Origin of the sequence: Blastococcus sp. KM273129, assembly GCF_021698995.1 — a bacterium.
GTDB lineage: Bacteria > Actinomycetota > Actinomycetes > Mycobacteriales > Geodermatophilaceae > Blastococcus.
In genome coordinates this window covers 26,530-39,701 of record NZ_SSXB01000031.1, presented here as the reverse complement: position 1 = coordinate 39,701, position 13,172 = coordinate 26,530, and the positions used below count along the sequence as shown (strand labels likewise).

The 13,172-nt window shown below is 76.2% G+C and carries 12 protein-coding genes; 9 read left to right on the top strand and 3 right to left on the bottom strand.

What is annotated here, in order from left to right; all coding sequences use genetic code 11:
* Positions 1–419: 419 nt before the first annotated feature.
* From E9565_RS11050 to E9565_RS11030, 5 genes are all read left to right on the top strand, one after another.
* A complete protein-coding gene (locus E9565_RS11050) occupies positions 420–3,596 on the top strand; it encodes a carboxyl transferase domain-containing protein (protein WP_236827517.1) in 3,177 nt (1,058 codons plus the stop codon).
* A 94-nt stretch (positions 3,597–3,690) separates the two neighbouring features.
* A complete protein-coding gene (locus tag E9565_RS11045) occupies positions 3,691–3,852 on the top strand; it encodes a hypothetical protein (RefSeq protein WP_236827516.1) in 162 nt (53 codons plus the stop codon).
* Between the two features lie 15 nt (positions 3,853–3,867).
* The gene (locus E9565_RS11040) at positions 3,868–4,587 is read left to right on the top strand and encodes a hypothetical protein (RefSeq protein ID WP_236827514.1); all 720 of its coding nucleotides are present in this window, start codon (positions 3,868–3,870) and stop codon (positions 4,585–4,587) included.
* Between the two features lie 63 nt (positions 4,588–4,650).
* Complete coding sequence (locus E9565_RS11035) at positions 4,651–4,791, top strand: hypothetical protein (RefSeq protein ID WP_236835076.1); 141 nt, start codon at positions 4,651–4,653, stop codon at positions 4,789–4,791.
* A 54-nt stretch (positions 4,792–4,845) separates the two neighbouring features.
* On the top strand, positions 4,846–5,802 hold the full coding sequence (locus E9565_RS11030; RefSeq protein WP_236827513.1) for a D-2-hydroxyacid dehydrogenase family protein: 957 nt from the start codon (positions 4,846–4,848) through the stop codon (positions 5,800–5,802).
* A gap of 121 nt (positions 5,803–5,923) precedes the next feature.
* Here E9565_RS11030 and ilvA read toward each other — a convergent pair whose 3' ends face one another.
* On the bottom strand, positions 5,924–7,201 hold the full coding sequence (ilvA, locus tag E9565_RS11025) for a threonine ammonia-lyase IlvA (protein ID WP_236835074.1): 1,278 nt from the start codon (positions 7,199–7,201) through the stop codon (positions 5,924–5,926).
* Positions 7,202–7,323: 122 nt separating this feature from the next.
* Between ilvA and E9565_RS11020 the strand changes: the two genes are divergently transcribed.
* Positions 7,324–7,863 carry a hypothetical protein gene (locus E9565_RS11020; RefSeq protein WP_236827510.1) on the top strand — a complete coding sequence of 180 codons (540 nt, stop codon included), beginning with the start codon at positions 7,324–7,326 and terminating at the stop codon, positions 7,861–7,863.
* Between the two features lie 16 nt (positions 7,864–7,879).
* Here the strand turns inward: E9565_RS11020 and E9565_RS11015 are convergent, their stop codons facing one another.
* Complete coding sequence (locus E9565_RS11015; protein WP_236827508.1) at positions 7,880–8,311, bottom strand: ATP-binding protein; 432 nt, start codon at positions 8,309–8,311, stop codon at positions 7,880–7,882.
* 84 nt (positions 8,312–8,395) lie between these two features.
* On the opposite strand from E9565_RS11015, the gene E9565_RS11010 reads away from it, so the two are divergent.
* From E9565_RS11010 to E9565_RS11000, 3 genes are all read left to right on the top strand, one after another.
* Complete coding sequence (locus E9565_RS11010; RefSeq protein WP_236827506.1) at positions 8,396–8,746, top strand: STAS domain-containing protein; 351 nt, start codon at positions 8,396–8,398, stop codon at positions 8,744–8,746.
* A 10-nt stretch (positions 8,747–8,756) separates the two neighbouring features.
* Positions 8,757–10,976, top strand: coding sequence for a SpoIIE family protein phosphatase (locus E9565_RS11005; RefSeq protein WP_236835072.1), 2,220 nt, complete (start codon positions 8,757–8,759; stop codon positions 10,974–10,976).
* Between the two features lie 128 nt (positions 10,977–11,104).
* On the top strand, positions 11,105–12,169 hold the full coding sequence (locus tag E9565_RS11000) for a DUF3048 domain-containing protein (protein ID WP_236827502.1): 1,065 nt from the start codon (positions 11,105–11,107) through the stop codon (positions 12,167–12,169).
* Positions 12,170–12,493: 324 nt separating this feature from the next.
* Here the strand turns inward: E9565_RS11000 and E9565_RS10995 are convergent, their stop codons facing one another.
* Positions 12,494–13,111, bottom strand: coding sequence for a hypothetical protein (locus E9565_RS10995; RefSeq protein WP_236827501.1), 618 nt, complete (start codon positions 13,109–13,111; stop codon positions 12,494–12,496).
* Positions 13,112–13,172 lie beyond the last annotated feature (61 nt).

Below are 13,172 nucleotides of genomic sequence, written 5' to 3'. Positions count from 1 at the left end.
GCTCCACTCCACGCCCGGAGGTCCTCCCCTCACAAGATCCCTCAGTCAGATCCCGGAGTCACAGCTCCTCGACCAACGTCTCCGGTCAGTACAGCTAGCTCTCTGCCCACGGCGGCGGGGCAGAGCGCGACTGAGCTCGGGGGGAGTCACTCACTCGCTAGGTCTCTGCCCACGGCGGCGGGGCAGAGCGCGACCGAGCTCGGGAAGGGTCGGTCGCTCGCTAGGTCTCTGCCCACCCCGGCGGGGCAGAGCGCGACCGAACTCGGGAAGGGTCGGTCGCTCGCTAGGTCTCTGCCCACCCCGGCGGGGCAGAGCGCGACTCGCCCGGGGGAACCTGTAGCCGTGCGGAGGACGGGCCGCAGCGACCTCCACGGTGACCGGCACCACAGCGCGGCGACCGTGCATGGCAGCATCGCCGGGTGGCCCGTCTGCTGATCGCCAACCGCGGCGAGATCGCCGTCCGCATCGCCCGCGCCGCCGCCGCCGAGGGCTGGGCCTCCGTCGCCGTCACGGCCGCCGACGAACCCGACGCGCCCCACCTCGCCGCCGCCGATGAGGCGCACGTCCTCCCCGCCAGCGGGCCGGCCGCCTACCTCGACCCCGCCGCGATCGTGGCAGCCGCCCTCGCCACCGGCTGCACCTTCGTCCATCCCGGCTACGGCTTCCTCTCCGAGACCCCCCACCTCGCCCGGGCCTGCGCGGAGGCCGGGCTCACCGTCGTCGGGCCGGCTGCCGAGGACCTGGCCGTCCTCGGCGACAAGGCGCTGACCCGCACCCGGGCCGCAGGGGCCGGCGTGCCCGTCCCGCGCGCGGCCGACGGCGACGCCGCCGCGGTGGCGAGACTCCTCGACGAGGTCGGCGCGGTCATGCTCAAGGCACGCTTCGGCGGTGGCGGCCGGGCCACGCGGATGCTCCGCCCGGGGGACGACGTCGCCGCCGCGCTCGACGCCGTCCAGCGCGAGGCGCACGTCGCCTTCGGCAACGCCGAGGTGCTCGCCGAGGAGCTGGTCGAGCGGGCCCGCCATGTCGAGGTGCAGCTGATCGGCGACGGCCGGGGGAGCGTGATCGCCCTCGGCGACCGCGACTGCTCGCTGCAGCGCAACCGGCAGAAGGTCGTCGAGATCGCCCCCGCGCCCGCGCTGCCCGCCGGCGTCCGCACCGAGCTGGCCGAGGCAGCGCGCACCGTCGTCGGCACCGGCTTCCGGGGGCTGGCGACCGTGGAGTTCCTCGTCCCGGCCGACGACCCCGGCCGCTTCGTCTTCCTCGAGTGCAACCCGCGCCTGCAGGTCGAGCACACCGTCACCGAGGAGACGCTGGGCCTGGACCTGGTGCGGCTGCAGCTGCGGGTCGCCGCCGGCGCCACGCTGACCGACCTCGGGCTGGCCGACGGCGCGCCGCGGCCGGTCGGCACCGCGGTGCAGGCGCGGGTCGTCGCCGAGACGCTCACCGCCGCCGGCGCCGTCCCCTCCGCCGGCACGATCACCGCCCTCGCGCTCCCCGGCGGCCCGGGCGTGCGCGTCGACACCGCTGCCCGCCCGGGCGCCGAGCAGAGCCCCCGCTACGACCCGCTGCTGGCCAAGGTGGTCGTGCACGAGCGCTCCGGCTCGCTCCCCGACGCCTTCCGCCACCTGCACCGGGCGCTCGGCGAGGTGCGGGTCGACGGCGTCCCGACCAGCACCGCCTTCCTCCGCGCCCTGCTCGCCCACCCCGGCGCCGCCGGTGCGACCACCACCTTCGTCGAGGACCACCTCGCCGAGCTGGTGGGCAGCGGTGCGCCGGCGGCCGAGGTGGGCGAGGTGGGCGAGGGGTTGCGCGCGCCGGTCCCCGGCACCGTCGTCGCGATCGAGGCGGCGGACGGCGCGACGCTCGAGCCCGGGGCGGCGGTCGTCGTCCTCGAGGCGATGAAGATGGAGCACGTCGTCGCGCTGCCGGCCGGCGGGACCGTGCGGCGCGTCGCGGTGCGGGTGGGCGACACCGTGCGCGAGGGGCAGCTGCTGGCCGAGGTGGCGCACGCCGACGGCGACGTCGCAGCCGACGTCGCCGCGCCCGACCCGGACGCCGACCGCCCCGACCTGGCCGAGGTTCGCCGCCGCCACGAGATCGGCCTGGACGAGCACCGCGCCGACGCCGTCGCCAAGCGGCACGCCCAGGGCCGGCGCACCGCGCGGGAGAACCTCGCCGACCTCGTCGACGAGGGCAGCTTCCTGGAGTACGGGCCGCTGGTCTTCGCCGCGCAGGAACGCCGCCGCAGCCGCGAGGAGCTGCAGGAGCGGACCCCGGCCGACGGCGTCGTCGGCGGGCTGGCCGACATCGCCGGGCACCCCGCCGTCGTCGTCTCCTACGACTACACCGTGCTGGCCGGCACCCAGGGCATGCGCGGGCACCTGAAGAAGGACCGGCTGTTCGAGCTCGCCGAGAAGCGGCGGCTGCCCGTCGTCCTCTTCGCCGAGGGTGGGGGCGGGCGGCCCGGCGACGTCGACCACCCGGTCGTCTCCGCCCTCGACACCGCCGCCTTCCACCTCTTCGGCCGGCTCTCGGGCCTGGTGCCCACCGTCGGCATCGCCAGCGGCCGCTGCTTCGCCGGCAACGCCGCGCTGCTGGGCACCTGCGACGTCGTCATCGCCACCGAGGACGCGACCATCGGCATGGGTGGCCCGGCGATGATCGAGGGCGGCGGCCTGGGTGTCGTCGCACCCGAGGAGATCGGGCCGATCGACGTCCAGCACGCCAACGGCGTCGTCGACGTCCGCGTCGCCGACGACGCCGCCGCCGTCGCCGCGGCCCGGCAGTACCTCTCCTACTTCGCCGGCCCGGTCGACGACTGGACCGCACCCGACCAGCGGCTGCTGCGCCATTTGGTGCCGGAGAACCGCAAGCGCGTGTACGACGTGCGGGCGGTGCTGTCCGCGCTGGCCGACGAGGGCAGCGTGCTCGAGCTCCGCGACGGCTGGGGCGCCGGCATGGTCACCGCGCTGGCCCGGGTCGAGGGCGCGCCGCTCGGCGTCATCGCCAACGTGCCCACCCACCTCGGCGGCGCCATCGACGCCGACGCCGCCGACAAGGCCGCCCGCTTCCTGCAGCTGTGCGACGCCCACGGGCTGCCGGTGCTCTCGCTCTGCGACACCCCGGGCTTCATGGTCGGGCCCGAGTCGGAGAAGACGGCGACCGTGCGCCACTTCTCCCGGCTGTTCGTCATCGGCGCCAACCTGTCGGTGCCGATGGGGACCGTCGTCCTCCGCAAGGCCTACGGGCTCGGCGCGCAGGCGATGGCCGGCGGCAGCACCAAGGTGCCGCGGTTCACCGTCGGCTGGCCCACCAGCGAGTTCGGCCCGATGGGCCTGGAGGGCGCGGTGCGGCTGGGCATGCGCCGGGAGCTCGCCGCCATCGAGGACGACGCCGAGCGCGAGGCCGCCTACCAGGCCGCCGTCGCCGCCGCCTACGAGAACGGTCGCGGGCTCAACGTCGCCGCCCACTGGGAGATCGACGACGTCATCGACCCCGCCGGCACCCGGCGCTGGATCGCTACCCTCACCCGCGAGGCGGCGGCCGCACCGCGGCCGGCGGGGCGGGTGCGCCCGCACGTCGACACCTGGTGAGCCACCCGGTCGTGTGGTTGACCGGCGGCGCACCGGGGCACGGAGGACGGCGAGAGGCACCGGCGTGCGCCGGTGCGACGACGAGGAGGCAGACATGGGAATGATGCGGAAGCTGATCGCGTCCGGGGTGGCGGCCAAGATCTTCCAGGAGGCGAAGAAGCCGGAGAACCAGGCGAAGATCAAGAAGCTCATCGCGGACTTCCAGAACAAGAGCGGCGGCGCGGGCGGCGGCAAGGGTCGCGGCGCCGTCCGCTGACCCCGCCGGCGCACCGTGCGCAGCCGCGGAGCGACCCCCGACCCCGAGGCCGACACCTCGCGGGCGGGGGTCGCTCCCGTTCGGCGATCCGCCTCCGGGGCCCCGGGGAAGACCCGCGAGGAGCGCTGGCAGGAGCGGCTGGCCCTCCCGGTCCTCGTCGCGGCGCTGGCCTCGGTCCCGGCGATGTTCCTCACCGTCGCCGAGGGCACGCTCGGCACCGCGGGGCACGTCGTCGACCTGCTCAGCGGCCTGGTGCTGGTCGCCGAGACCGTCATCCTGCTGGCCGTCGCCGAGGACAAGCGCGCCTGGATCCGCGGCCACCTCGGGCTGCTCGCGCTCACCGCCGCGGTGGTCGTCGCCGTCGTGTTCGCCCTCGGCCCGGTGCAGGTCCTCCGGCTGGTCCGCACCGTCGGGGCGCTGCGCATCCTGCGCGCCGGCCGCATCGTGAAGGCCGCCCGCAGCGTCAGCGACCGCATGGGGTTCAGCGGGCGGCTCGCGCACGTCGCCGCCGCCGGGGCCGGGGTGCTGGTCGCCGTCTTCGTCGGGGTGGTCCTCGCCGACCCGACCTCCCGCTCGCGGGACCTGCTCACCGCCGTCCTGGGCGACGTCGGCACGCCGGCGATCGTCGTGCTCTCCGCGCTCGCCGGGGTCGTCCTCGGCGTGGCCACCTACCTGCTCGCCCGCGATCCCGGTGCCGGTGCGGACGCCGACGAGGAGCCGCGGCCGGCGTCATGACGCTGCCGGAACAGCTCCGGCCGCCGACGCATGGACGCGGCCCCAGCGGGCACCCACCCCCGCATGGGAATCATGAGCAAGCTCGCCAAGGGTGGCATGGCCAAGAAGGTTGCGGACGAGGCCCGCAAGCCGCAGAACCAGCAGAAGATCAAGAGCGCGATCTCCAGCTTCACGAACAAGCGCAAGGGGCCCAAGCCGCGCTGACCCGCGCCGTCGCCACCGGGCCCCGGGCCTGAGCATCCGGTAGACCTTCCGGACGTGCCCCGCATCGCCGTCCTGGACGACTACCAGTCCGCTGCCGCCGAGTACTGCGACTGGTCGCTGCTACCCGGGCCGGCGGAGGTCGTCGAGTTCCACGACACCGCCGCCGGCCCGGACGCGCTGGTCGCACGGCTGCGCGGGTTCGACGTCGTCCTGGCCATGCGCGAGCGCACCCGGTTCGACCGCGCCGTCCTCGAGCGGCTGCCCGACCTGCGGCTGCTGGTGACCACCGGCATGCGCAACAAGTCCATCGACGTCGCCGCGGCCGCCGAGCTGGGCATCACCGTCTGCGGCACCGCCGCCCCGGCGACCTCCACCGTGGAGCTCACCTGGGCCCTGGCGCTGGCCGCCCTCCGCCACCTGCCGCAGGAGGACGCGGCGATGCGCGCCGGCGGGTGGCAGACCACGGTCGGCGGCGACCTGCACGGCGCCCGGCTCGGCGTGGTCGGCCTGGGCCGCATCGGGGCGCAGGTGGCCCGCATCGGGCAGGCGTTCGGCATGGACGTCGTCGCGTGGAGCCAGAACCTCACCGACGAGCGCGCCGCCGAGGCCGGGGTGCGCCGGGTCGAGCGCGACGAGCTCTTCGCGACCTCCGACGTCGTCACGGTCCACCTGCTGCTGTCCAGGCGCACCCGCGGGCTGATCGGCGCCGACGACCTCGCGCTGATGAAGCACACCGCGGTGCTGGTGAACACCAGCCGCGGCCCGATCGTCGACGAGGCGGCGCTGGTCGACGTGCTGCGCCGCGGCGCCATCGCCGGCGCCGGGCTCGACGTCTACGACGCCGAGCCGCTGCCGCGCGACCACCCGCTGCGCGAGCTGCGCCGGGCGGTGCTCACCCCGCACCTGGGCTACGTCACCCGCGGCACCTACGAGGTCTTCTACCGCGAGTCGGTGGAGGACGTCGCGGCCTGGATGGGCGGCGCCCCCATCCGGGTCATCCAGCCCGGGTGACCGGGGCACGAGCTCAGCGCCACCCTGCCGCTGGCGGGGGCGGCGTGACGCTGCGGTTGCTGCTGGTCGACGACGTCCTCGTCCGCTCGGGCCTGCGGGTGGGCCGGCCGGCGTCGGGTAGCTAGACGAGGAAGCGGTAGGCGGTGGTCCCCGGGGCCACCAGCTGGATGCGCAGCGGGCTGGCCTCGCACCGGGCCAGCAGCGCCGGCAGGCCGCCCGCGTCGCCCAGCTCGATGCCGGTGAGCGCGGCACCGGTCTCGCGGTTGTCCCGCTTCACGTACTCGAACAGCACGATGTCGTCGTCCGGGCCGAGCACCTCGTCGAGGAAGCGGCGCAGCGCCCCCGGCTCCTGGGGGAACTCCACCAGGAAGTAGTGCTTCAGCCCGCGGTGCACCAGCGAGCGCTCGATCACCTCGGCGTACCGGCTGACGTCGTTGTTGCCGCCGGAGAGCAGGCACACGACGGTCTGCCCGGGCTCGACCCCGACCAGCCCGCCGCTGACCGCCGCCGGCGAGAGCGCGCCCGCGGGCTCGGCGATGATCCCGTCGGCCTGGTAGAGGTCGAGCATCTCGGTGCAGATCTGGCCCTCGGGCACGGTCAGCAGCTCCGCGCCGGAGTCGCGCACCAGGGGGAGCGTCACCACGCCCACCCGCCGCACGGCCGCGCCGTCGACGAAGGTGTCGAGCTCGGCGAGCTCCACCGGCTCCCCGGCGGCCAGCGCCGCCGCCATGCCCGCCGCCCCCGCCGGCTCCACGCCGACCAGCCGGGTGCCGGGGGAGTGCCGGCGCAGCCACGTGCCGCACCCCGCGAGAAGCCCGCCCCCGCCCACCGGCAGGACGACGACGTCCGGCGCGCACCCCAGCTGCTCGAGCACCTCGACCGCCACCGTCGCCTGCCCGGTCACGGTGCTCAGCGCGTCGAAGGCCGGCACCAGCGTCGCCCCGGTCGTGGCGGCGTCGTCCGCGGCCGCGGCGGCGGCCTCGTCGTAGGAGTCGCCGACGACGACCAGGGTCACCATGTCGCCGCCGAGCGCGGTGATCCGCTCGCGCTTCTGCCGCGGCGTCGTCCCGGGCACGTAGACCCGCCCGCGCACCTGCAGGGCACGGCAGGCGTAGGCCACCCCCTGCCCGTGGTTGCCGGCGCTGGCGCACACCACGCCGGCCGCGCGGGCGCCGCCGTCCAGCCCGGCGATGGTGTTGTAGGCGCCGCGGATCTTGTAGGAGCGGCCGACCTGCAGGTCCTCACGCTTGAGCCAGACGTCGGCTCCGGTGAGCCCGGAGAGGCGGGCGTTGCGCTGCAGCGGCGTCCGCTCGGCCACCCCGGCGAGCCGGCGTCCCGCCTCCCGCACCGCGGTGGAGAAGTCGTCGGGCGACGCGCCGTCGCGAGGAGTACCGCTCACACCGCCCATCGTCGACGACACGCCCCCGGGCCGGTGCAGGCGGTCACGGTCTGGTGCGTGATCTGCCCCACGGGGCGCGCTCGGGCCTAGCGTGGTCGCCCTCCCTTGAGGCGGTGAGGTCGGTGGCCGGAGCCCTGGTCGTCTACGAGTCGGTGTTCGGCGACGCGCGGCGGGTCGCCATGGCCGTGGCCCACGGGCTGTGCAGCCGGCTCCAGGTCGACGTCGCCTGCGCGCGCGAGGCGCCGATGCTGGTACCGGCCGACCTGTCCCTGCTCGTGGTCGGCGGCCCGACGCACGCGTTCGGCATGCCCCGCCCATCCACCCGCGAGGGCGCCGTCCGGGACCACGCGGCGGTGATCCCGGACGTCACCTTCGGCCTGCACGAGTGGCTGGACGCCGTCCGCCTGCCGCGCGGCATCCAGGCGGCGGCCTTCGACACCCGCATGGACCACCCGGTGCTGGTCACCGCGCTCGACCACGCCGCGCGCACCGAGGAGAAGCTGCTGCGCCGGCTGGGCGCCACGCTGGCCGCACCCGCCGAGCACTTCCTGGTCACCGACGTCGCCGGTCCGCTGGCCGACGGCGAGGAGGACCGCGCCCGCCGGTGGGGGCAGGCGCTGGCCGAGCTGGTGGCCCCGCACCGCATCCCCGTCCGGGGCTGACCGGCCCGGGGGGAGATCAGCGCGGGTCGAGCAGCCGCAGGTGCGGCTGGGTGACCAGCCGCTTCTCGAAGGTCACCCGGTGCCGGCCGTCGTCGTCCTGCACGAACTGCAGCTGGTCGACCAGCGCGCGCATGAGCACCAGGCCCCGGCCCCGGTCGTCCAGCGGGGAGGCGGGGGCGTCCGCGGCGGTCGCCGGGTCGAACCCCTCGCCGTCGTCGACCACGCTGATCCGGCACGTGTCGTCGTCGATCGAGACATCGACCTGGTAGGCATCGTGCTCGGCGGCGTGGTCGACGACGTTCGCGCAGGCCTCGGTCAGCGCCAGCACGATCTCGTCGATCACCGCCTGCGGGACGGCCAGGTGCTCCAGCGCCTGCCGCAGCAGCCCGCGCACCAGCGGCACGCTGTGCGCGTCCGTCGGCAGGCGCACGCTGAAGTCGATGTTCATGGCCGTTCAGCCTCCTCCTGCACGGTGGCCTACCCTCGGACGACCGGCACGACGCGCTGAGGGAGGTGAACGGTGCACTTCGACGTGGAACGTACGACGGTCGCCGGGCGTCCGGCCCTCACCGTACGGGGTGAGCTGGACCTCGCGACGTCCCCGCAGCTGGCGGAGGCCGCCGAGGCGCTGCTGAGCGCCGGTCCCGCGGGCATCGTGGTGGACCTGACGCCGACGGTCTTCCTGGACTCCTCGGGCGCGCGGACCCTCATCGCCGTCGCCCGCAAGGCCGCCGCCGCGGGCGCGGAGCTGCACGTGGTCGCCCCGAGGAGCAACCGGCCGGTCCGGCTGCCGATCGACCTGCTCGAGCTCGGCGCCGTGGTGCCCATCGTGAACTCCGCCGGCGAGGTGCCCAGCCCCGCCGTCAACCGCGACGCCACGTAACGTCGCCGGGGTGACCAGCCCCGCAGCCGGCCCGGCGCCCACCGTCGACGACGAGGCGCTGGCGCGCTGCGCCGACGAGCCGATCGCCGTCCCCGGCGCCGTGCAGCCCCACGGGGTCCTGCTGGCGGTGCGCGAGCCCGACCTCGCGGTCGTCGTCGCCTCCGGCAACGCCGCCGACCTGTTCGGTGGCCCGGTCGCCGGCCGCGGCCTCGACGAGCTGCTCGACCCCGCCGACGCCGGGCGGCTGCGGGCCGGGCTCGCCGGCGACCTCGCCGAGCTCAACCCGCTGCGGGTGCGGGTGCGCGCGGCGGGGGGAGAGGTCGACCTGGTGGTGCACCGGGCCGACGGGCTCCTGGTCACCGAGTGGGAGCCGGTGCGGGGTGCGGAGGAGGCCGGCACCGCCTGGCACCGCCGGCTCCCGACCGTGCTGCAGCGGCTGGCGGCCAGCGCGACGCTCGACGAGCTCTCCGCCGTCCTCGCCCGCGACGTCCGCGCGCTCACCGGCTTCGACCGGGTGATGGTCTACCGGTTCGACCCGGAGTGGAACGGTGAGGTCATCGCCGAGGACCGGCGCGCGGACCTCGAGCCGTTCCTCGGCCTCTGGTTCCCGGCCAGCGACATCCCGGCCCAGGCGCGCGCGCTGTACGAGACCAACTGGATGCGGCTGATCCCGGACGCCGGTTACCGGCCGGTGCCGCTGGAGCCCGCGACGGTCGGCAGGCGCCCCCTCGACCTCTCCGGCGCCATGCTGCGCAGCGTCTCGCCGGTGCACCTGGAGTACCTGGCCAACATGGGGGTGCGGGCCTCCATGTCGATCTCGCTGGTCGACCGCGGGAAGCTGTGGGGGCTCATCGCCTGCCACCACTACGCCGGCCCGCACCGGCCCTCCTACACCGACCGCACCGCTGCGGAGTTCCTGGGCCGCACCGCCTCGCTGCTGCTCCCCACCAAGGTCGTCGCCGGTGACCAGGGCGGCGTCGTCGAGGTGGCGCAGCGCCAGGCCGAGCTCGCCGCGGTCGTCGGCCGCACCCCGCGCGGCCTCGCCGCCGCGCTCACCGACGGCGAGGTCACCGCGCTGGGCCTGGTGCCGGCCGCGGGCGTCGCGGTGCGGCTCGGCGGCCAGCTGCACCTGGCGGGGACGACGCCCCCGGCCGAGCGGGTCGGCCCGCTGGTCCGCGACCTGCTGGCAGCAGGGGTCCGCGCCACCGATGCGGTCAGCCGGGTCCTCCCGGCCGCGGCCGACCTCGCCGCCACCGCCAGCGGCGTGCTCGTCGCCGAGGTGGCCGGTGGCCGCGGCGACTACCTCGCCTGGTTCCGGCCGGAGACGCTCCGGGAGATCACCTGGGGCGGCAACCCGTACACGTCCAAGACGGCGCAGACCGACGCGGGCCCGCGGCTGAGCCCGCGCCGGTCCTTCGACGCGTGGAGCGAGACGGTGCGCGAGCGGTCGCAGCCGTGGCTCGACCACGAGGTGGCGGCGGCGCGCAGCCTGGCCGCCCTGCTCACCGAGACCGCGGCCAACCGGGCGACGGAGGACAACCGGCTGGCCACCGCGCTGCAGCGCACCCTCCTGCTCGAGCAGCTGCCGGAGGTGCCCGGGGTCGACCTGGCCGCCCGGTACCTGCCCAGCGCGGACGACGTCGTCGGCGGTGACTGGTACGACCTGGTGCCGCTGCCCGGCGGGCGGGTGTCGGTCGTGCTGGGGGACGTCGCCGGGCACGGGCTGGCCGCCGCGGCCATCACGGCGCAGCTCCGGCACGCGCTGCGCGCCCACCTGCTGCGCGCCGCCGGGCCGGCCGCCGCGCTGGACGGGCTCAACGAGGTGATCGGGGCGCTGCTGCCCGGTGAGCTCGCCACCGCTGTCGTCGCCGAGCTCGACCCGGCCACCGGGGAGGTGGTGATCGCCAACGCCGGGCACCTGCCGGTGCTGCACGCCACCGCCGGTGCGACCGAGTACCTGCACGAGGGCCGTGGTCCGGCGCTCGGCCTGCTGGACGCCGCCGGCTACCGGGAGATCCGGCTGACCCTCGCCGGCGACGACCGCCTGCTGCTGGTCAGCGACGGGCTCGTCGAGCGCGGCCGCGGAGGGCTGAGCGCCGGCCTGGACGACCTGCGGGCCGCCGTCGCCGGTGGCCCGGTCACGCCGCAGGCGCTGGCCGACGCGGTGCTCGCCGCCCTGGACCCGCCGCGCACCGACGACGTCACCCTGCTGGCGCTCGCCCGCACCTGAGGCGGGTCACGGCCGCGACACGATCCCGTCCGCGGCGGTGCGGCGCGGTGCGGACGACCGCGCTCACGCTCTAGCGTTCGCGGACGACCGCCCGCCCGGTGGTCGTCCCACCGACCGGGGAGCCGCCAGTGCCGCCGACCGCCGCCCGTGCCCGGCGCCGCCGGGGTCGCCGGCTGGCGGCTGCGCTGCTCGCCGCGGTCGCGTTGACCGCGTGCGCCGGCCCCGCCGCCCCGGCCGCGGCACCGACGACGACGACGCCTGCCCCGCCGCCACCTCCTCCGCCGCCGGTGCTGTGGCCGCTCACCGGCGTCGACAGCGGCGGCGCGTACGCGGAGCGGCCGGCCCTCGCGGTGAAGATCGAGAACTCGGTGGACGCCCGCCCGCAGACCGGCCTGAACGCCGCCGACGTGGTGTGGGAGCAGGTCGTCGAGGGCGGCATCCCGCGGTTCGTCGCCGTCTACCACTCCACCGTGCCGGGGGAGATCGGGCCGGTGCGCTCGGTGCGGCCGATGGACCCGGCGATCGCCGCCCCGCTGCGCGGCGTGTTCGCGTTCTCGGGCGGGCAGGGGCCCTACGTCGACGCGATCGCCGCGGCGGGCCTGCAGGTGGTCAGCCGCGACCGCGGCGCCGACGGGTTCCACCGGCTGGCCGGCCGCTCGGCGCCGCACGACGTCTACGCCGACCCGCACGCGCTGCTGGCCCAGGCCGACCAGGCGCACCTGGCAGCGCCGCCCGGACAGTTCCTGCTCGCGCCCGACGGGGGGCAGGCCAGCGCCGTCCTCGCCGGTGCGCCCACCGGCGTGGTGGACCTGAGGCTCTCGGGCATCAGCCGGCCGAGCTGGACGTGGAGCCCACCCGACGGCCGGTGGGTACGGGCCGAGGCCGGCGTCCCCGCGGTGGAGGCGGACGGCACACCGCTGCGGGCCACCAACGTCGTGGTGCTGCGGGTCGAGGTGGTGGACACCGCCGCCACCGACCCCGCGGGGAACCCGGTGCCGGAGACGGTGATGGTCGGCGGGGGAGAGGCGCTGGTGGCGACCGGTGGGAGGACGCTGGCCGCCACCTGGGCCAAGGGGGCGGTGGGGGACCCGGTGGCGCTGACCGGGCCGGACGGCGCCCCGGTGCTCCTCGCGCCCGGCACGACCTGGGTGGAGCTGGTGCCGGTGCGGACGGGCGCGGTCACCCTGCGCTGATGGCGGTGCGGTGCGGTGCGGTGTGGTGCGGTGCGGCGCGGTCTGCCGCCCTGACGCAGGACCGGACAGCACCCGGGGGACGTAGCGCTCTGCCCACTCCGGCGGGGCAGAGGGCTACTGCGCCAGGGGCAGGTGTGTGGTGCGCTCGCGCTGTGCCCACGCCGGCGGGGCAGAGCGCTACTGCGGCCGAGGTGAGCGCCCGGGAGGGTCCCGGCCCGGTGGGGGCTCCCTGCGGAACCTCTGCCTCTGAGTGCCCGTGCACTCAGAGGCAGAGCGCGGCGGGGGGTGCTGCCGCCCGGCGCCGGACCCTCCGGCAGCCCGGGATCACACCGTCTCGGGCACCCGCAGGTGGGCCAGCACCAGGTCGAACTCGGCCATCCCGGTGACCTCCATGCCGAGCTCCCGGGTGATCTGCTCCCGCATGCCGCGCACCGTCTCGGCCGAGGCCTCCATGTCGTGCCGGCTGGCGTACGTGGCGGCCAGCGCACCCAGCCCGCTCCGCCGGTCGACCAGCAGGCTCATGCTGCAGAAGCCCGGCAGCTCGTCCAGGCGCGGCAGCACACCCGTCCGCACCGCGTCCACCGAGCGGTCGGTCTGCGCCGGGTCCCCGCGGGTCCAGGTGACCCGCGTGCAGGCGCCGTCGGGTGCCTCGCTGCGGCGGTGCAGCAGCGCGATCTCCCACTCGTCCACCTCGGCCACGGCCCCGAAGATCTCCGCGGCGTGGTTCCGCATGTCGCGGACGCTCTCGGCGCTGGCGTGCATGGCGCTGTCGTCGGCCCACGCCGTCGTGACGATGCACCGGGCGCCCGGCCGGTCGCAGATCATCGACAGGCCGACGCAGCCGCTCATCCCCTCGACGGCGGGCATCACGGTGTCCCGGACGTAGGCGATCCCGTCGTCCATGTCGCGGACGTTGCTCAGCGTGGTGGACCGGGCGTACATGCCACCCACTCCTCTCGGCTCAGGCGACGCCCCTGCGGCATCGCCGCGCCCCCCACTGTCC